Here is an 18,294-nt window from a genome sequence, read left to right on the forward strand (position 1 = left end):
AGCTCCTCCGCGAGCTCACCATCGACCCCGCCCGCAACTACCAGCCACTCGGCCGACCACCCGGACCCCAACCCCACACAAACAGAAGACCGGACCCCGACCCGGGGTCCGGCCTGTCCGGGATCTCCTGAGAGATCACAGTGGTGGGCGCAGAGGGATTCGAACCCCCGACCACCTCCTTGTAAGGGAGGTGCTCTACCGCTGAGCTATACGCCCGTGACCCCGGGGCGGAGCGGCTCCCGGAGCGGGGCACACCTTACGCACCGACCGGCCCGGAAATGAAGCTGGACCGCAGGCGTCTCGGGTCACCTGCGGTCCAGCAAGAACAAGACTAGATCGGCGTCCAAGTGATGTCGCGGGATCGTTCGCAAACCGTTGGATTTTGCGCAGATCGGTCTAGACCGGAGCGTCAGGAGGTCACAGAACGGCGGTCAGCTGCTTGAGATGTTCGTCCAGGTCGCGGCCCTCGGGCATCGCGTTGTGGACCGCCCAGCGGACCCGGCCGTCCTTGTCGACGACGTACGACGAGCGCCGCGGGCAGCCCCGCTCCTCGTCGAACACGTCGAAGGCCCGGGCGACCTCGCCGTGCGGCCAGAAGTCCGAGAGCAGCGGGAAGTTGAGCCGGTCCTGGTCGGCGAACGCGCGCAGCGAGTAGACGGGGTCGCAGGAGATCGCGAGCACCTCGGTCTCGAAGGTCAGGAACTCCGCGAGCCGCTCCCGGATCTGCGACATCTCCCCCGTGCAGACCCCGGAGAACGCGTAGGGGTAGAAGAAGATCACGACCGCCTTGCGGCCCCGGAACGAGCCCAGCGAGACGTCCTGGCCGAACTGGTCGCGCAGCGTGAAGTCGGGCGCCGCTCCGCCCAGCTCGAGTCCGGTCATGACCCGAATCCTGTCACCTGCCGGCGACAGTCCCTCACTCGGTGTCGGTGTCGGCCCCGGCCTCGGGGTCCGGCTCCTTGTCGAGCTCACGCTTGAGCACCTTGCCGGTCGCGTTGCGGGGCAGCTCGTCGAGGAACACGATCTCGCGCGGCACCTTGTAGCGGGCCAGGTTGTCCTTCACCCAGCCCTTGAGCTCGTCCTCGCCCACCTCGCGGTCGGTGACGACGAACGCGCGCAGCCGCTTGCCGAAGTCGGGGTCGTCGATGCCGACGGCGGCGACCTCGACGACCGCGTCGTGGCGCATCAGGCAGTCCTCGACCTCCTTGGGGAAGACGTTCTCGCCCCCGGACACGATCATCTCGTCGTCGCGGCCCTCGACGTGCAGCCGGCCGTCCTCGTCGAACCGACCGACGTCCCCGGTCGACATCAGCCCGTCGACGACCTCCTTGTGCCCGCCGCCGGTGTAGCCCTCGAAGAGCAGCCCGTTGCCGACGAAGATCCGGCCGGTCTCGCCGACGGGCCGCTCCTTGCCCTGCTCGTCGAGGATCTTGACGATCGTCGCGTACGGCGGCTTGCCCGCCGCTGCGGGCGCCGCACGGAGGTCCTCCGGGGTGGCGATGGACGCGTAGGCCACCTCGGTCGAGCCGTAGATGTTGTAGAGGTTGTCGCCGAAGTGGTCCATCCAGTCCAGCGCGAGGTCGCCCGGCAGCGCCGACCCGGACGAGGCGACGACCTTGACGTGGGAGAGGTCGTAGCGGTGCAGCTTGTCCTCCGGCAGCGCCATCATCCGCTGCAGCATCACCGGGATCACGACCAGCGAGTCGCACCGCTCGTCCTGGGCGACCGCCAGGCACGCCTCCGGCTCGAAGCGGCGGCGCAGCACGACCGTGGACCCCAGCAGCATCGAGAGGGCGAGGTGGGCGAAGCCCCAGGTGTGGAACAGCGGCGCTGCGATGTGCGTGCGCCAGCCGTAGCGAAGCGGCATCCGCGACAGCAGCGAGACGGCCGCGTCGATGCCCGCCTCGCTGCGCGGGGCGCCCTTCGGGGTCCCGGTCGTCCCGGAGGTCAGGATGACGATCCGACCGTGCCGCTCGACCGGCTCGAGGTCGTCGTCGGGCTGGGAGGCGATCAGCGCCTCGAGCGTCGGGTCCTCGGCGTCGCCGTCGGTCCAGGCCAGCACCGACGTGCCGGCGTCGGCCTTCTCGAGCAGGTGGGTGAACTCCTCGTCGTGGACGACGAGGGTCGGCTGCTCCCGCTCCAGCACGTCGACCAGCTGCGGCCCGGCGAACGCCGTGTTCAGGTAGAGGATGTCCGCGCCGAGCTTCGCGGCGGCGATGCTGGCGTCGACGAAGCCGCGGTGGTTGCGGCACATGAGGGCGACGCCGCTGCCCTCGGTGACGCCGAGCTCGGCGAACGCCCGCGCGAGGGCGTTGGACCGGCGGTGCACCTCGTCGAAGGTCAGCGAGCCCAGCTCGTCGACGATCGCGGTACGACGGGGGTCGAGCTTCGCCGCCGCCGTGAACCCGCCCGCGGGGCCGGTGCCCCACGACCGCAGCGCCCGCGCGGCCCGCGCGAGGCCGAGGGGATGGTGGGGTCGGATGACGCCGGCCTCCCCGAGCACCTTGAGCGTGGTGCCGGTCGCAGTGGCGCCCGCGAGGGCCTTCTGGAGGACGTCCTGGAGCACGCGTTGCCTTTCGTCAGCGGGTCGGTAGGCCGTCCAACGAGCGTCGGCCGGAACGGTCCCGGGTCACGTGGCGCCCGCTGGCGCGTCCGGCGTCTAGGCCCTCGTCTTCGGGGCGACGAGACGGGTCGCGGCCCAGTCCTTGCTCACGGTCGCGGTCGTGGTCTGGGAGAGGCCGGCGATCGGCGCGGCCTCGGCGATGTCGGTCGGGTCCACGGCGTTGGGCCGTCCGACCTTCGGGGTGAGCAGCCAGATCGCGCCACCACCGACCAGGTCGGTGAGGGCGTCGACCAGGCTGTCGACCAGGTCCCCGTCCTCGTTGCGGAACCACAGCAGGACGGCGTCGACCACGTTGCCGTAGTCCCCGTCGACCATGTCTGCGTCGACTGCGTCCTCGATGGCGACCCGGAGGTCGTCGTCGGTGTCGGAGTCCCAGCCCAGCTCCTGGACGACCATGCCGGGCCGAAAGCCCAGCCGGCCGGCCGGTCCCCCACCGGTCTCGGTCTGGGTGGGTCCGCCACCCGGCGTCGCGCTCACCTTCCGCCTCCTCGACGAATCTCTGTCCGTGTCTGATGTGTCCGTGGCACTCCGAGGAACCCCTGGGAGTGGGGAGTAGTCCACCGGAGTTGCGACACGGGCGCAACCCGGTCGGCCCGGATGCACGCTCCGTGGGACTACCCGTCGGTAAATTCTCCGGCTTCGGGTCGCGTGGGACGATGGCCGGGTGACCGAAGACGTGACCACCCCTTCCGGCACCGGCACCTCGCGGATCGGCACCACCCCGACCGTCATCCACGAGGGCCTGCCCACCCAGCTCCCGGACATCGACCCGGACGAGACCACCGACTGGCTCGACTCCTTCGACTCGCTCGTCGAGGAGCGCGGCCGCGAGCGCGCCCGCTACGTGATGCTGCGGCTGCTCGAGCGCGCCCGCCAGTCCAACGTCGGGGTCCCGGCGCTGCGCAGCACCGACTACATCAACACGATCCCGCCCGAGCGGGAGCCCTGGTTCCCCGGCGACGAGGAGACCGAGCGCCGGATCCGCGCGTTCATCCGCTGGAACGCCGCGGTGATGGTGTCCTCGGCCAACCGCAAGGGTCTCGAGGTGGGCGGCCACATCGCGACGTACCAGTCGTCGGCCAGCCTCTACGAGGTCGGGTTCAACCACTTCTTCCGCGGCAAGGACCACCCCGGCGGCGGCGACCAGGTCTACATCCAGGGCCACGCCTCCCCCGGCATGTACGCCCGTGCCTACCTCGAGGGGCGGCTGACCGAGGAGCAGCTCTACCGGTTCCGCCAGGAGGTCCAGCACGGGCCGGGCGCCGGCCTGTCGTCGTACCCCCACCCGCGGCTGATGCCGGAGTTCTGGGAGTTCCCGACGGTCTCGATGGGCCTCACCGCGATCAACTCGATCTACCAGGCCCGGTTCAACCGCTACCTGCAGAACCGCGGCGTCAAGGACACCAGCGAGCAGCGCGTCTGGGCCTTCCTCGGCGACGGCGAGATGGGTGAGCCCGAGTCGCTCGGCGCGATCCGCGTCGCGGCCCGCGAGGAGCTCGACAACCTGGTGTGGGTCGTCAACTGCAACCTGCAGCAGCTCGACGGTCCGGTGACCGGCAACGGCAAGATCATCCAGGAGCTCGAGGCCAACTTCCGGGGCGCCGGCTGGAACGTGATCAAGGTCGTCTGGGGCCGCGAGTGGGACCAGCTCCTGGCGCGTGACGTCGACGGCGTCCTCGTCAACCAGATGAACACCACCCCCGACGGCCAGTTCCAGACCTACTCGACCGAGGGCGGCGACTACATCCGCGAGCAGTTCTTCGGGGCGGACCCCCGGCTGCGCGCCATGGTCGAGCACATGACCGACCAGCAGATCGTGAAGCTGCCGCGCGGCGGCCACGACTACCGCAAGGTCTACGCCGCCTTCGACGCCGCGACCAAGCACGTCGGGCAGCCGACGGTGATCCTGGCCAAGACCATCAAGGGCTGGACGATCGACGCCCTCGAGGGCAAGAACGCCACGCACCAGATGAAGAAGCTCACCCAGGACGACCTCAAGCGGTTCCGGGACCGGCTCTACCTCCCGATCTCCGACCGCGACCTGGAGCGCTCCTACGAGGAGACCGGCGCGGCGCCGTTCTTCCACCCGGGCGCGGAGTCCCCCGAGATCCAGTACATGCTCGACCGCCGCCGGCAGCTCGGCGGCTCGCTGCCGAAGCGGGTCGTGCGGGCCAAGACCCTCACCCTGCCCGGCGACGAGATGTACGCCGAGCTCAAGCAGGGCGGCGGCAAGCACAAGGTGGCCACCACGATGGCCGTGGTCCGGCTGCTCAAGGACTGGATGAAGGACCCGGGCATCGGTCAGCGCGTCGTCCCGATCGCGCCCGACGAGTACCGGACCTTCGGCATGGACTCGATGTTCCCGAGCGCGAAGGTCTACAACCCGGGCGGCCAGCAGTACGAGTCGGTCGACCGGAAGTTGTTGCTCTCCTACAAGGAGTCGGCGCAGGGCCAGATGCTCCACGAGGGCATCTCCGAGGCCGGTGCCGTGGCCTCGGCGACCGCCGCGGGCTCGGCGTACTCGACGCACGGCGAGCACATGATCCCGTTCTACATCTTCTACTCGATGTTCGGGTTCCAGCGCACCGGTGACTCGATCTGGGCGATGGCCGACCAGCTCGCGCGGGGCTTCCTGATCGGCGCGACCGCGGGCCGCACGACCTTGACCGGCGAGGGCCTGCAGCACGCCGACGGGCACTCCCCGCTCCTGGCCGCGACCAACCCGGCGGTCGTGCACTACGACCCGGCCTTCGCCTACGAGATCGGCCACATCATGAAGGCCGGCCTCGAGCGGATGTACGGCGATGGCGGCCCGCACGGCCAGGGTGAGGACGTCATCTTCTACCTCACCGTCTACAACGAGCCCGTCCCGCAGCCGGCCGAGCCCGACGACGTCGACGTCGACGGCATCCTCAAGGGCCTGCACCGGGTCTCGACCGCCGAGGGCGAGGGCCCGCGGGTGCAGCTGCTCGCCTCCGGCGTCGGCTTCCCCTGGGTCGCCGACGCGCAGCGGATCCTCGCCGAGGACTGGGGCGTGCGTGCGGACACCTGGTCGGTGACCTCGTGGAACGAGCTCGCCCGCGACGCCGTGGCGGCCGAGGAGTGGAGCCTCCTGCACCCCGGCGAGAACCCGCGGACGCCGTACGTCGCCGACAAGCTCGGCGGCACGAGCGGACCGGTCGTGGCGGTCTCGGACTTCATGCGGGCCGTGCCGCTCCAGATCGCGCGCTGGGTGCCCGGCGACTACCGGGTGCTGGGCGCCGACGGGTTCGGCTTCGCCGACACCCGGCCCGCCGCCCGCCGGTTCTTCCACATCGACGCCGAGTCCGTGGTCGTGCAGACGCTCCAGGCGCTGGCCGACGCTGGCGAGATCGAGCGGGAGAAGGTCGAGCAGGCGTTCGCGAAGTACCGCATCGACGACCCGACGGCGGTCGCGGACGTGAAGCAGGAGGGCGGGGACGCCTAGTCCTCGCGCGTCCCGATCACGCCGTGTCGGACACCGCGCGCAGCGAGTCCGGCACGGCGCCGGCCTTGAGCAGCGCACGGAACCGGGCCCGCGAGTACGCCGCGGGCTCGGTCGTGCGGGTGAACTCCTGGACCAGCCGCGCGAACCGCTCGGGGTGGTCCTTGTGCGGGAAGTGCCCGGAGTCGGGGAACACCTCGACCCGGGCCCGCGGCGCCAGCTCGGCGGCGTGGTTCGCGTGCTGCACCGGGATCACCTTGTCGTCGCGCCCCCAGACGACCCACAGCGGCATCGCCTCGGTGAGGTAGGCGCGGTCCGCCATGGTGACCACCTGGCCCTGCCAGTCGACGACGGCCTTGACGACGTGCCGGACCGCGTGGCGGGCCCGCGGGTCGCGGAACGTGTCGTAGATCGCGGCGACCTCGCCGAGGTCGCGGGTGGCGGACATCCCGGTCCCGGCCAGGGCGCGCAAACCCGCCATGCCGACCTGCCGGAGCCCGGGCAGGGTCAGCACCCGCATCACGGGGTGGAACCCCGGCAGGCTGATGGCACGGATCGCCGGGGTCACCTCGGGTCCCAGGCCGCCGGACGCGACGAGCATCAGGCGCTCGGTGCGCTCGGGGAACTGGTAGGCGAACTGCATCGCGACGCCGCCGCCGAAGCTGTGCCCCACGACGGTCACCTTGTCGATGCCCAGCACCGTGAGCAGGTCGCGCATCCCGTTGGCGAAGCCGCCGAGGGTGTAGTCGGCGCGTGGCTTGTCGGACTGGCCGTGGCCCAGGAGGTCCGGGGCGATGACGGTGTAGCGCCGCGAGAGCGGCTCGATGACGGCGTCCCACGTGGTGTGGTCGCAGCCGAGTCCGTGCAGCAGCAGCAGGGCGGGGCCGGAGCCGGCCCTGACGAAGGCTCGACGGTGCCCGTTGATCGTCAGGAACTGGACGTCACTGCCGGACACGGAGCCTCCCTGGATGGTCAGCCCCGGAGGACTGTTGAACGTGATTCAACCAGAGGTACCCGCTCCTGGGGAGAGCGATTCCCGTTGATTTACCGGGGTTTTACGCCGCCTCGACGGGTGCCCTAGCGTGTGCAGGTGACGCGACGCAAGGGCACATCGGCCCCGCAGCGGGCTGCGGATGCCCTGCAGCGGGCGTCCGGGGCGCTCAGCACGGCGGCGATGGCGCGCATGGAGACCGACATGCCGTGGTTCCGCGACCTCAGCGCCGAGGACCGCTCCTGGGTCGGCGTCATCGTGCAGGCCGGCATCCGGGGGTTCGTCGACTGGTACCGGCTCGCGGCCGACCAGCCCGCACCCGGGGGCAGCGAGATGGTCGCCTCGGTGTTCGGAGCCGCGCCTCGCGACCTCGCCGGCGTGATCAACCTCCAGCAGACCGTCGACCTGGTGCGCCTCTCGATCGAGGTGGTCGAGAGCAACGTCGGGGAGCTCCTCGAGCCCGCCGACGCCGACGACGTCCAGGCCGCCGTGCTCCGCTACGCCCGCGAGGTCGCCTTCGCGACCGCCGAGGTCTACGCCCGCGCCGCCGAGCAGCGCGGCGCCTGGGACGCCCGCCTCGAGGCGCTCGTCGTCGACGCCGTCCTGCGCTCGGAGCCCGACGAGACGCTGCTGTCCCGGGCGAGCGCACTGGGCTGGGCCGGCCGCGGCCAGGTCGCCGTCGTCCTCGGGAGCGGCGCCACCGACCGGAGCGACACCGACACCTTCGACGAGGTACGCCGGTCCGCCCGGTCGGCCGGGATGGACGCACTGTGCGCGGTGCAGGGCGACCGGCTCGTGGTCGTCCTCGGCGGGGTGGACGACCCGCGGGCCGCCGCCGAGCACGTCGCGGACCACTTCGGGGACGGGCCGGTCGTCGTCGGGCCGGTCACGACCGACCTCGGCCAGGCCCACGTGTCCGCGCGGGCGGCGCTCTCCGCGCTGCGGGCCGCGCCCGGGTGGCCCGACGCGCCGCGCCCGGTCCGGAGCGCGGACCTGCTCCCCGAGCGCGCCCTGGCCGGGGACGGCCACGCCCGCCGGCACCTGGTCGACGAGGTCTACCTCCCGCTGCTGCACGCGCGCGGAACGCTGATCGAGACCATCTCGGCGTACTTCGAGCGCGGCACCTCCCTCGAGGCGGCCGCCCGGGCCCTGTTCGTGCACCCCAACACCGTCCGCTACCGGCTCCGCCAGGTCGCCGACCTGACCGGCCTGTCCCCGACCGACCCCCGCGACGCGTTCACGCTCGAGATCGCGCTCGTGCTCGGCCGCCAGTCCGCCCGGACCCTCTAGGAAGTTGTAGGAAACCTACAAACTTCGGCGTGGCCTTTTCGTCGGTGCCCGAGGCGAGGCCGGGGCCCTCCGCCCGGCACAGTGGAGACCGTGCTCGTGATCGTCGCTCCCGGCCAAGGTGCCCAGACTCCTGGCTTCCTTCTGCCCTGGCTCGAGGACCCGACCTTCGCGTCGCGGTTCGACTGGCTCGCCACGGTCGCCGGTCTCGACCTGGCCCACTACGGCACCGAGGCCGACGCCGACACGATCCGCCGGACCGAGATCGCGCAGCCGCTGCTCGTCGCCACCAGCCTGGTCGCCGTCCTCGAGGTGTTCCCCCACCCGTCCGACGCCTTCGAGCAGGTCGGCGCGGTCGCCGGCCACAGCGTCGGGGAGATCGGTGCCGCCACCGGCGCCCGCGTGATCACCGCCGAGCAGGCCATGGTGCTGGTCCGCGAGCGCGGCAAGGCGATGGCGCAGGCCGCCGGTCTGACCCCGACCGGGATGACCGCGGTCCTGGGTGGCGACCGCGAGGAGGTCCTCGCCGCGATCGACAAGCACGGGCTGACCGCTGCCAACGACAACGGTCCCGGCCAGATCGTCGCTGCCGGCACGCTCGAGCAGCTGCAGGCCTTCGCCGAGGAGCCGCCGACCAAGGCCCGGCTGATGCCGCTCAGCGTTGCCGGCGCGTTCCACACCCAGCACATGGCCCCGGCCGTCGGCCACCTGGCCGGGCTGGCGCGGTCGGTGTCGGTCCACGACCCGCGCACCCGGGTCATCTCCAACCGCGACGGCAAGGTGGTCCACGACGGGCGCGACGTCCTCGCCCGCATCGTCGGCCAGATCGCCAGCCCGGTCCGCTGGGACCTGTGCCTGGAGACGATGGAGGACCTCGGCGTCACCGGCATCCTCGAGATGCCGCCGGCCGGCACCCTGACCGGCATCGCCAAGCGCGCCCTCAAGGGCGTCGAGACGTTCGCCCTGAAGACCCCCGACCAGCTCGACGCGGCCCGCGAGTTCTGCGCCAAGCACGGCGAGGCGTCCGGCGTGGGCATCGGCACCAGCCCCACCTGGCGGATGGTCGTGTCCCCCGTCAAGGGCACCTTCCACGTGGCCGAGGAGGCCGCCGGCCTGGACGTGCTTCCCGCCGGCACCACGATCGGCGACGTCGCCAGCCTGCGCGGCCGTACCGGCGTGACCGCCGCCCACGGCGGCCAGGTGGTCGAGTGGCTCGTCGAGGACGGCGACCCGGTCTCCCCAGGCCAGCCGCTCATCCGCCTGCACCCCGAGGGTGGTCAGTGATGGCCGACCTCACCCAGGCCCAGGGCGCTCCGCACGCGGCGATCCTCGGCATCGGTGCCTACCGCCCGTCGCGGGTGATCCCCAACGCCGAGGTGGTCGAGGCGATCGACTCCAGCGACGAGTGGATCCAGCAGCGCTCCGGGATCCGGCAACGTCGCTGGGCGACGCCCGAGGAGACCGTCCAGGTCATGTCCGTGGCCGCCGCCCGGCAGGCGCTCGAGCGCGCCGGCGTCGACCCGAAGCAGGTCGACTGCGTGATCGTCGCGACCGTCACCCACCTGCTCCAGACGCCCGCGATCGCCACCGCCATCGCCCACGAGCTCGGCACCGAGCAGGCCGCCGCGTTCGACATCTCCGCGGCCTGCGCCGGGTTCTGCCACGGCATCGCCCTGGCGTCCGACCTCGTGCGCGGAGGCACCGCCGGCCACGTGCTCGTGATCGGCGTCGAGCGGCTCTCCGACATCACCGACATCGGTGACCGCGGCACCGCGTTCATCTTCGCCGACGGCGCCGGCGCCGCCGTCGTCGGACCCAGCCAGACCCCGGGCATCGGTCCGGTCGTGTGGGGCTCCGACGGCGAGCAGTTCGACCTGATCCGGCAGCGCGAGGACTGGCGCGACGTGGTCGCCTCGGAGGCACCCGAGATGCCCCACCTGGTGATGCAGGGCAACGCGGTCTTCCGCTGGGCGTCGTTCCAGATGGCGAAGACCGGCCAGCAGGCACTCGACCGCGCCGGCGTCAGGATCGACGACCTCGACGTCTTCGTCCCCCACCAGGCCAACATGCGCATCACCGACGCCATGGCGCGGGCGATGAAGCTCCCCGAGCGGGTCAAGATCGCCCGCGACATCGCCGAGCAGGGCAACACCTCGGCCGCGTCGATCCCGCTCGCCCTCGACCGGATGATCGAGGAGGGCGACGCGCGCAGCGGCGACACGGCCCTCCTGATCGCCTTCGGTGCCGGCCTCGCGTACGCCGCGCAGGTCGTCACCGTCCCCTAGCAACCCGCACCCGCGGGCCAACGCACCGACAACGCACGACGAAGGGAACGCACAACATGGCATCCACCGAGGAGATCCGCGCCGACCTCGCCGAGATCGTCAACGAGGTCGCCGGCATCGACGCCGACGACGTCCAGCTCGACAAGTCGTTCGTCGACGACCTGGACGTGGACTCCCTGTCCATGGTCGAGGTGGTCGTCGCCGCCGAGGAGAAGTTCGGCGTCTCGATCCCCGACGACGAGGTCAAGAACCTCAAGACCGTGGGCGACGCCGTCGCCTTCATCGAGCGCGCCCAGGCCTGAGCCCGGACCGGCTCTCGAGCCACGCCACCAGCAGTACCAGCAGCAGCACTGAGGAGCACCATGCCGAAGCGAGTCGTCGTCACCGGTCTCGGGACCACCTCCCCCGTCGGGGGTGACGTGGCGAGCACGTGGGACGCCCTGGTCAACGGACGCTCGGGCGTCCGCTTCCTGACCGACGAGTGGGCCGAGCAGATGCCGGTCAAGATCGCCGGCCGGATCGCGGTCGAGCCCACCGAGGTCCTCGAGCGGGTCAAGGCCCGCCGCCTGGACCGCTCCTCGCAGTTCGCCATGGTGGCCGCGATGGAGGCCTGGGCCGACGCCGGCCTGGTCGACGCGGAGCTCGACAACGAGCGGCTCGGCGTCTGCATGGCGTCGGGCATCGGCGGGGTGACGACGCTCCTCGACAACTACGACACGTTGAAGGAGAAGGGCCCGCGACGGGTCTCCCCCCTCGCCGTGCCGATGCTGATGCCGAACGCACCGGCAGCACAGATCAGCCTCTACGTCGGGGCGCGCGCGGCGGTCATCACGCCGGTCTCCGCGTGCGCGTCCGGCAACGAGGCGATCGCCCACGCCGTCGACCAGATCCGCCTCGGTCGCGCCGACGTGGTCGTGGCCGGTGGCACCGAGGCGGCGATCCACCCGCTGCCGATGGCGGCGTTCGCCAACATGATGGCGCTCTCCAAGACCGCGAGCGGCGAGGAGGGCGGCGACCCGACCGCGGTCTCGCGGCCCTGGGACCTCGCCCGGGACGGGTTCGTCCTCGGCGAGGGCGCCGGCGTCCTGGTCCTCGAGTCCGAGGAGCACGCCCAGGCGCGCGGCGCCCGGATCTACGCGACCGTGCTCGGCGCGGGCATCACCGCCGACTCCCACGACATCGCCCAGCCCGACCCGGAGGGCCGCGGCGGCTCCCGGGCGATCCTCCGGGCGCTCTCCGAGGGCGACGTCAGCCCGACGGACATCGTCCACGTCAACGCGCACGCGACCTCGACGCCCCAGGGCGACATCGCCGAGGGCCTGATGCTGCACGCGACGCTGGGCGCCCACGCGACCGACGTCGTCGTCACCAGCACGAAGTCGATGACCGGCCACCTGCTCGGTGGCGCGGGTGCGCTCGAGGCGGTCGCGACGGTGCTCGCCCTCCACCACCGGGTCTCTCCCCCGACGATCAACCTGGACAACCAGGACCCGCAGGTCGAGCTGGACATCGCCACCAAGCCTCGCGACCTGCCGCTCGGCGACATCGCGGCGCTCAACAACTCCTTCGGCTTCGGCGGCGCCAACGTCGCGGTCGCGTTCGGGAGCGTCTGATGACGGCCACCGCGACCCCGAAGGCGGCGAAGCTCCCCCGCGAGGAGGACCCCCGCAACCCGGTGCACCGGCTCACGGCGCTCCTCGACGAGGGCACTCTCGAGCTGATCACCCCCGACGACGACTCGGGCATGATCGCCGCGGTCGGCCAGGTCGACGGCACCCGCGTGGTCGCCTTCTGCTCCGACGCCACCGTGATGGGTGGCGCGATGGGTGACCTCGGCTGCCGCGTCGTCGTCGACGCGTACCACCTGGCGATGACCGACGGCGTCCCGATCATCGGGCTGTGGCACTCCGGCGGCGCCCGCCTGGCCGAGGGCGTGCTCTCGCTGCACGCGGTCGGCCGGATCTTCCACGTGATGACCCAGGCCTCGGGCAAGATCCCGCAGATCTCGGTCGTGCTCGGCCCGGCGGCCGGCGGCGCGGCGTACGGCCCCGCCCTCACCGACGTCGTCATCCTCGGCCCCGAGGGCCGGATCTTCGTCACCGGTCCCGACGTGGTCCGCTCGGTGACGGGTGAGGACGTCGACATGCTCCGCCTCGGCGGCCCCGAGCCCCACGGCCGGCGCTCGGGTGTCGTCCACATCCTCGCCGAGTCCGAGCAGGAGGCTCTCGACCGCGCCCGCGGCGTCGCCTCGCTCCTCGGCGCGCAGGGCGCGATGGCCGTCGACCAGGTCGAGGACCGCGACCTGGAGGCGCTGCTGCCGGAGTCCAAGAAGCGGGCCTACGACGTGCACCCGCTGGTCGAGTCCGTCCTCGACGAGGGCACCACCCAGGAGCTGCACGCCCGGTGGGCGCCCAACATCGTCACCGCCCTGGGCCGGCTCGGCGGCCGCACCGTCGGCGTCGTCGCCAACAACCCGCTGCGCCTCGGTGGCTGCCTCGACTCGCTGTCGGCCGAGAAGGCCTCCCGGTTCGTGCGCATGTGCGACGCCTTCGGCGTCCCGCTCGTCGTCCTCGTCGACGTCCCCGGGTACCTGCCGGGCGTCGGCCAGGAGTGGGACGGGGTGGTGCGCCGCGGCGCCAAGCTGCTCCACGCCTTCGGCGAGTGCGTCGTCCCCCGGGTCACGCTGGTCACCCGCAAGACGTACGGCGGCGCCTACATCGCCATGAACGCCCGGTCCCTCGGCGCGACCAAGGTCTTCGCCTGGCCGGGCGCGGAGGTCGCCGTCATGGGTGCGGTCGCCGCGATCCGGATCCTGCACCGCCGCCGCCTGGCCGAGGTCGCCCCCGACATCCGCCCGCAGGTCGAGGCCGAGCTGGCCGCCGAGCACGAGCGGATCGCGGGCGGGGTCGAGAAGGCCATCGAGATCGGGGTCGTCGACGAGGTCGTCGAGCCCAGGTCCACCCGGACGACGATCGCGCGCGCCATCGAGGACGCGGTCCAGGACGGCGGCGTGCGGCGCGGCCAGCACGGCAACATCCCGCTCTGACCCGTAACACCCACGCGGGGTGCCCCGTTGGACCTCCCATGACGCCCGTCACACGCTCGGGAGCCACGCTTGCCGGCGCCGTCCTCGCCGTCGGCGCGCTGACCGCCGTCCCGGCGGCTGCCGACCCGCCGTCCGACCCGGTCTCGGGGCTGGTCGGCCACCTGGTCGGCCAGCCGCCGGGCGGCCACGAACGCCCGAGCCGCCGCGAGGTCGGGCACACCCACGCCGACGACGGCGTGCTGCGCCAGGGCTGTCACGACCACCGCTACCGCTACGTCGTGGCGGTGCGCACCGATGACTGGACCCTCGAGACGTTCCTCGACGACCGCACCGACGACACCATCGCCTCCGGGGCCTACTCGGCCGACTCCGACCCCAAGCGCGGGCGAGGGATCTTCCGCTTCTGCCGCTACTCCACGCACCCCGGCCGGTTCACGATCCGGGCCAAGCTCACCTGGTACACCGACGCCGGCGAGCACATCCGCTGGTTCCAGCCGTCCCACTTCCGCCTGCGACGGCCCTGACGGCGCGCGGCGGGCCGGCTCAGACCACCTGGTGCAGCCAGCGCACGGGGGCGCCCTCGCCCGCGTGCCGGAACGTCTCCAGCTCGTCGTCCCACGGCTTCCCGAGGAGCTTGTCGATCTCGGCGAGCAGCGTCGTGTCGCCGAGGGCCGCCTTGACCACCGCCGCCTTGAGCCGGTCCTCGGGGATCATCAGGTCCCCGTGCAGGCCGGTGACCGCGTGGAACACGCCGAGTTCGGGGGTGTAGGAGTAGCGCGCTCCCTCGGAGGACGCCGTGGACTCCTCGGTGACCTCGAAGCGCAGGTGGTTCCAGCCCCGGAGGGCGGAGGCGATCGCCGCGGCGGCCCCGACCTCACCGGTCCAGGACAGCTCGGCACGGTAGGCCCCCGACTGCGCCGGCTGCGGGGTCCAGTCCAGGCTCACGGGCGCGCCGAGGACGCCGCTGACGGCCCACTCGATGTGCGGGCACAGCGCTGAGGGCGCTGAGTGGACGTAGAGGACGCCCCTCGTCGCGGTGCGGGTTGCGGTGCGTGCGGTCACCGTGACCTCCTTCATCTTCGGCGCGAGCTACGCCTTCCCCAGCGGGCTCGGATTCGCAGATGAGTGCGGTCGGAAGTGACAGCGATGTAGTTGTCACGACCATTGTGGCGCATGAGGCGCCTGAACACCACTGATCAGCCTGATTCGGCCGGTCAGCGTGGCACGACGTCCGCGCGGCGCGGACCCAGCTCCATCAGCGTCTCGATGACGTCCTGGGCGATCCCGAGGCCGCCGAGGTGGCTCTCCCCGTCGATCACCGACATGGTCGCGTCCGGCAGCCGCTCGACCATGTGCAGCCCGTGCCGGAACGGCACGATGTGGTCGTCGTCGCCGTGCCACCACCGCACGGGCACCCGGACGTCGGCGGCGTCGAAGCCCCAGTACTGCGTGAACAGCACCAGGTCGTTGATCGGCGCCGAGGTCTGGAACCGGCTGCCGTTGAGCAGGTCGTCGAGGAACATCGCCTTGAACTCCGGGCGGCCGAGCAGCTTGCGGTCCCCCTCCGGCTGCGCCGCGGCGTAGAGGTCGAGCGCCGGCCCGGCGAGCGGTCGGACCAGCCGGATGCCCTGGGTGAGCACGACGCCGAGCGGGACCCGGGCGACGCGCAGCAGCGGCGCGAGCGTGACCGCGAGCTGGATCACCCCGCCCTCGACGGCATCGACCCCCTGGGTCGGCGCCAGGCCGCCCAGCACGCCGATGCCGTGCACCCGGTCGGGCAGCGCGGCACCGGCGGCCAGCACGTAGGGACCGCCGCCGGACAGCCCGATCAGGCGGACGGTGTCGATGCCGAGGGTGTCGAGGACCAGCTCGAGGTCCCGGGTCCAGTCGAGGATCTCCGGGTAGAGGTACGGCGTCGAGGAGCCGATCCCGGGGCGGTCGAGCCCGATGATCCGCACCCCGCGCTGGTCGGCGTACTCCCGGACCTCGAGCGGGATCTGCCGGCGGGCGCCGGGGGTGCCGTGCATCCACACGATCGCCGGGCCGCGGCGGGGGCCGTACTCGGCGAAGCTCAGCCGGCGGTCGTCACGGACCGCCACCGTCCCCTCGAGAGCCGGTCGCCGGACATTGCTCATACCGGGAGTATGCCACCTCAGCGGCCGCGTACCGACCGCGGATCCACGACGTTGGCCAGCTCGGACGCCGCGCCGAGCAACCGGCCCTCGCCGACGACCTCGGGGCCGTCGACGACGTCCGCGACGACGCAGGTGACGTTGTCGCGACCACCGGCGGTGAGGGCGGCGCGCACGAGCACCGCGGCCGCCGAGTGCGGGTCCGGCGTGCTGACCAGCAGGTCGGCGACGGCCGGGTCGGGCACCAGGTCCGTCAGGCCGTCGCTGCACAGCAGCACCCGGTCGCCGGCCGCGATCGGGACCGGCACCAGGTCGATCGCCTCGTGCACGGGGTCGCCGTCCACGGACCGGAGCACGACGTGGCGCCACGGGTGCCGCAGCGCGGTCCCGCGGTCCATCTCGCCGTTGTCGACCATGCGCTGCACGTAGGTGTGGTCGCGGGAGACCTGCTCGAGCCGGCCGCCCCGGAGCAGGTAGGCCCGGGAGTCGCCGACGTGCCCGAGCACCGCGCGCCGGCCGTCGCAGACCAGCGCGGTCAACGTGGTGGCCATGCCGAGGCGGCGCAGGTCGGCCTGCACGCCCCGCTGCACGCTCGCGCACGCCAGCTCCGCACCCTCGCGGAGCACGACCTCGGGGAGGTCGTCGGCTCGGTCGACGACCGTGGTCACCATCGCGTGCGTCGCCGTCGCGGACGCGACCTCACCGGCCGCCGCCCCGCCGACGCCGTCGGCCACCACCACGAGGTAGGGACCCACGTAGGCCGAGTCCTCGTTGTCAGCACGCACCAGACCGACGTCGCTGACGCCGGCGCCCGAGAAGCGCAGCACTGCAGGACCTCCGATCACGCGGGAGGTCATCTACCCCCGACGGTGAGCTCGGAAACGCTCAGCCGAGCCGCTTCTCGAGGGCCGCAGCGCGCTCGTCGGCATCGGTCAGCTCCTCGCTGTCGATCGCGTGCGTGCGGTGGAACCACGCCAGGGCGTCCTGGTCACGTCCGGCGGCCTCCAGCGTGTCGGCGTAGGCGTAGCGCAGCCGGACCACCCACGACGACCGGCTCTTCGAGGTGAGGGGCGCCAGCTCGAGGGTCCGCAGGGCGGCATCGAGCTGCCCGAGGTCGCGTCGGGCACCGGCCTCGACGATCGTCATCTCCGCCTTGGCCTCGGCGCTGAAGTTCGCCACCGACGGGCTCTTCGCCAGCTTCAGCGCCTCCTGCGGCTTGCCGAGGGCCCGGTGGCAGTCGGCCATGATCGGGAGGTACGCCGTCGCGCCGTTCATGCGCTTGGCGGCCCGCAGCTCGGCGAGCGCCTCGGCGTAGTGCCCCGACGCGTACGCCGCCTCGCCGGTCGCCTCCCGGACCACGGCCAGCCGGGGCGCACGGGCGCGGGCGGCCAGGGTGTGCTGGTAGGCGGTCTCGGGGTCCTCGTCGAGGAGGGCACCCGCGGCCGCGAGGTGTCGGGCGACGCGGGCGGCGAGCTTCTCCGGCAGCCCCTTGAGCTGGGCGGTCACGGCGCGGTCGAGCTCGGCCCCGGTGATTTCCGGCGGCAGCTCGGGACCGTCGTAGACGGCCTGGTCCGCGGTCCGCGGCGCCTGCTTCTCGACCGGCCGGCGCCACTCGCCCTTCCGGGCCGGGCGACCGCCGCGCGACTTGTCGAAGGAGCTCGGCCCCGCCGACTTGCCGGCGGCCCGCGTCGAGGACTTGCCGCCCTCCTGGGGGCGGCCCTTGCTGTCCGGCTTGCCGCCGCGTGCCGGGGGCTTCCCGCCGCTCCGCGCGGGGGGCTTGCCCTTGCCGGTCGGACGCTGGGGACGGCGCTGGTCGGCCACGACGGGGTGCTCCTCGGTTCGATGTGTCGGCAAATGCACGTAGAGGCCACCTTGCGGTGGCCTCTACGGAGTGCGCAACTGGTGCGCTCTTCAAAGAATGTCCGGCGGCGTCCTACTCTCCCACAACCTCGCGGTTGCAGTACCATCGGCGCTGAGAGGCTTAACTTCCGGGTTCGGGATGGGACCGGGTGTTTCCCTCTCGCCATGGCCGCCGTAACTCTTGCGGAGTGCGGCATCTCCCCTCGTCTGCCGGGGAGGCGCACATCCAAGCCACTGTTGTGTTGTGTGGTGGATCCTGTGCTGGATTCGTGGACGCGAGCAGATCTCTGCTGGTGGTGTTGTCTTGGTTGAGGGTTTGTGGGACAAGCCCTCGGCCTATTAGTACCGGTCGGCTGGGCATTGCTGCTGTACACCTCCGGCCTATCAACCCAGTGTTCTGCTGGGGGCCTTAACCCCTCGAGGGGGTGGGAAACCTCATCTTGAAACGTGCTTCCCGCTTAGATGCATTCAGCGGTTATCACTTCCGAACGTAGCTAACCAGCCGTGCCCCTGGCGGGACAACTGGCACACCAGAGGTTCGTCCATCCCGGTCCTCTCGTACTAGGGACAGCCTTTCTCAAGTTTCCTACGCGCGCGGCGGATAGGG

Annotated in this window: 16 protein-coding genes, 1 tRNA gene and 2 rRNA genes; 8 read left to right on the forward strand and 11 right to left on the reverse strand. The window is 72.0% G+C overall.

Going from position 1 to position 18,294, the window contains the following annotated elements:
- Positions 1-141: 141 nt before the first annotated feature.
- From ACILQ5_RS20900 to ACILQ5_RS20915, 4 genes are all read right to left on the reverse strand, one after another.
- Positions 142-216: transfer RNA gene (locus tag ACILQ5_RS20900), tRNA-Val, on the reverse strand.
- Between the two features lie 201 nt (positions 217-417).
- The gene (locus ACILQ5_RS20905; protein ID WP_395659964.1) at positions 418-882 is read right to left on the reverse strand and encodes a peroxiredoxin; all 465 of its coding nucleotides are present in this window, start codon (positions 880-882) and stop codon (positions 418-420) included.
- Between the two features lie 34 nt (positions 883-916).
- Positions 917-2,566 (reverse strand): AMP-binding protein, encoded by a 1,650-nt coding sequence (locus ACILQ5_RS20910; RefSeq protein WP_395659965.1) that lies wholly within the window; start codon positions 2,564-2,566, stop codon positions 917-919.
- A gap of 93 nt (positions 2,567-2,659) precedes the next feature.
- Positions 2,660-3,100, reverse strand: coding sequence for a DUF3052 domain-containing protein (locus tag ACILQ5_RS20915; RefSeq protein ID WP_395659966.1), 441 nt, complete (start codon positions 3,098-3,100; stop codon positions 2,660-2,662).
- Between the two features lie 232 nt (positions 3,101-3,332).
- Here ACILQ5_RS20915 and aceE point away from each other — a divergent pair, with 232 nt between their 5' ends.
- A complete protein-coding gene (aceE, locus tag ACILQ5_RS20920) occupies positions 3,333-6,089 on the forward strand; it encodes a pyruvate dehydrogenase (acetyl-transferring), homodimeric type (RefSeq protein ID WP_395659979.1) in 2,757 nt (918 codons plus the stop codon).
- A 16-nt stretch (positions 6,090-6,105) separates the two neighbouring features.
- Here aceE and ACILQ5_RS20925 read toward each other — a convergent pair whose 3' ends face one another.
- A complete protein-coding gene (locus ACILQ5_RS20925) occupies positions 6,106-7,041 on the reverse strand; it encodes an alpha/beta fold hydrolase (RefSeq protein WP_395659967.1) in 936 nt (311 codons plus the stop codon).
- A 135-nt stretch (positions 7,042-7,176) separates the two neighbouring features.
- On the opposite strand from ACILQ5_RS20925, the gene ACILQ5_RS20930 reads away from it, so the two are divergent.
- The 7 genes from ACILQ5_RS20930 to ACILQ5_RS20960 all read left to right on the forward strand — a co-directional run bounded on the left by ACILQ5_RS20930 (position 7,177) and on the right by ACILQ5_RS20960 (position 14,219).
- A complete protein-coding gene (locus ACILQ5_RS20930; protein WP_395659968.1) occupies positions 7,177-8,367 on the forward strand; it encodes a PucR family transcriptional regulator in 1,191 nt (396 codons plus the stop codon).
- A gap of 90 nt (positions 8,368-8,457) precedes the next feature.
- Positions 8,458-9,648 carry an acyltransferase domain-containing protein gene (locus ACILQ5_RS20935; protein WP_395659969.1) on the forward strand — a complete coding sequence of 397 codons (1,191 nt, stop codon included), beginning with the start codon at positions 8,458-8,460 and terminating at the stop codon, positions 9,646-9,648.
- On the forward strand, positions 9,648-10,649 hold the full coding sequence (locus tag ACILQ5_RS20940) for a beta-ketoacyl-ACP synthase III (RefSeq protein WP_395659970.1): 1,002 nt from the start codon (positions 9,648-9,650) through the stop codon (positions 10,647-10,649). Before ACILQ5_RS20935 ends, ACILQ5_RS20940 begins: the two co-directional genes overlap by 1 nt.
- A gap of 56 nt (positions 10,650-10,705) precedes the next feature.
- Complete coding sequence (locus ACILQ5_RS20945; RefSeq protein ID WP_395659971.1) at positions 10,706-10,951, forward strand: acyl carrier protein; 246 nt, start codon at positions 10,706-10,708, stop codon at positions 10,949-10,951.
- Positions 10,952-11,011: 60 nt separating this feature from the next.
- Positions 11,012-12,262, forward strand: a complete 1,251-nt coding sequence (locus tag ACILQ5_RS20950; protein ID WP_395659972.1) for a beta-ketoacyl-[acyl-carrier-protein] synthase family protein — start codon at positions 11,012-11,014, stop codon at positions 12,260-12,262.
- Positions 12,262-13,695, forward strand: coding sequence for an acyl-CoA carboxylase subunit beta (locus ACILQ5_RS20955; RefSeq protein WP_395659973.1), 1,434 nt, complete (start codon positions 12,262-12,264; stop codon positions 13,693-13,695). Before ACILQ5_RS20950 ends, ACILQ5_RS20955 begins: the two co-directional genes overlap by 1 nt.
- A gap of 38 nt (positions 13,696-13,733) precedes the next feature.
- Complete coding sequence (locus ACILQ5_RS20960; RefSeq protein WP_395659974.1) at positions 13,734-14,219, forward strand: hypothetical protein; 486 nt, start codon at positions 13,734-13,736, stop codon at positions 14,217-14,219.
- 19 nt (positions 14,220-14,238) lie between these two features.
- Here ACILQ5_RS20960 and ACILQ5_RS20965 read toward each other — a convergent pair whose 3' ends face one another.
- The 6 genes from ACILQ5_RS20965 to ACILQ5_RS20990 all read right to left on the reverse strand — a co-directional run.
- Complete coding sequence (locus ACILQ5_RS20965; RefSeq protein ID WP_395659975.1) at positions 14,239-14,772, reverse strand: DUF3145 domain-containing protein; 534 nt, start codon at positions 14,770-14,772, stop codon at positions 14,239-14,241.
- Positions 14,773-14,909: 137 nt separating this feature from the next.
- Positions 14,910-15,830: an alpha/beta fold hydrolase gene (locus tag ACILQ5_RS20970; RefSeq protein ID WP_395659976.1), complete on the reverse strand. Its 921-nt coding sequence runs from the start codon at positions 15,828-15,830 to the stop codon at positions 14,910-14,912.
- 17 nt (positions 15,831-15,847) lie between these two features.
- Complete coding sequence (locus tag ACILQ5_RS20975) at positions 15,848-16,684, reverse strand: PP2C family protein-serine/threonine phosphatase (protein WP_395659977.1); 837 nt, start codon at positions 16,682-16,684, stop codon at positions 15,848-15,850.
- 28 nt (positions 16,685-16,712) lie between these two features.
- On the reverse strand, positions 16,713-17,648 hold the full coding sequence (locus ACILQ5_RS20980; protein WP_395659978.1) for a tetratricopeptide repeat protein: 936 nt from the start codon (positions 17,646-17,648) through the stop codon (positions 16,713-16,715).
- A gap of 99 nt (positions 17,649-17,747) precedes the next feature.
- Positions 17,748-17,864, reverse strand: a 5S ribosomal RNA gene (gene rrf, locus ACILQ5_RS20985).
- 142 nt (positions 17,865-18,006) lie between these two features.
- Positions 18,007-18,294 (reverse strand): 23S ribosomal RNA (locus ACILQ5_RS20990); the annotation flags it as partial.

It is taken from the genome of Nocardioides sp. (assembly GCF_044226305.1).
Taxonomy (GTDB): Bacteria; Actinomycetota; Actinomycetes; order Propionibacteriales; family Nocardioidaceae; genus Nocardioides.

Excerpts from the sequence above, each read along its gene's own strand:
- ACILQ5_RS20905 (WP_395659964.1), bottom strand. The coding sequence starts at position 882 with ATGACCGGACTCGAGCTGGGCGGAGCGGCGCCCGACTTCACGCTGCGC.
- ACILQ5_RS20940 (WP_395659970.1), top strand. The coding sequence starts at position 9,648 with ATGGCCGACCTCACCCAGGCCCAGGGCGCTCCGCACGCGGCGATCCTC.
- ACILQ5_RS20945 (WP_395659971.1), top strand. The coding sequence starts at position 10,706 with ATGGCATCCACCGAGGAGATCCGCGCCGACCTCGCCGAGATCGTCAAC.
- ACILQ5_RS20950 (WP_395659972.1), top strand. The coding sequence starts at position 11,012 with ATGCCGAAGCGAGTCGTCGTCACCGGTCTCGGGACCACCTCCCCCGTC.
- ACILQ5_RS20955 (WP_395659973.1), top strand. The coding sequence starts at position 12,262 with ATGACGGCCACCGCGACCCCGAAGGCGGCGAAGCTCCCCCGCGAGGAG.
- ACILQ5_RS20960 (WP_395659974.1), top strand. The coding sequence starts at position 13,734 with ATGACGCCCGTCACACGCTCGGGAGCCACGCTTGCCGGCGCCGTCCTC.
- ACILQ5_RS20965 (WP_395659975.1), bottom strand. The coding sequence starts at position 14,772 with ATGAAGGAGGTCACGGTGACCGCACGCACCGCAACCCGCACCGCGACG.
- ACILQ5_RS20970 (WP_395659976.1), bottom strand. The coding sequence starts at position 15,830 with ATGAGCAATGTCCGGCGACCGGCTCTCGAGGGGACGGTGGCGGTCCGT.
- ACILQ5_RS20975 (WP_395659977.1), bottom strand. The coding sequence starts at position 16,684 with ATGACCTCCCGCGTGATCGGAGGTCCTGCAGTGCTGCGCTTCTCGGGC.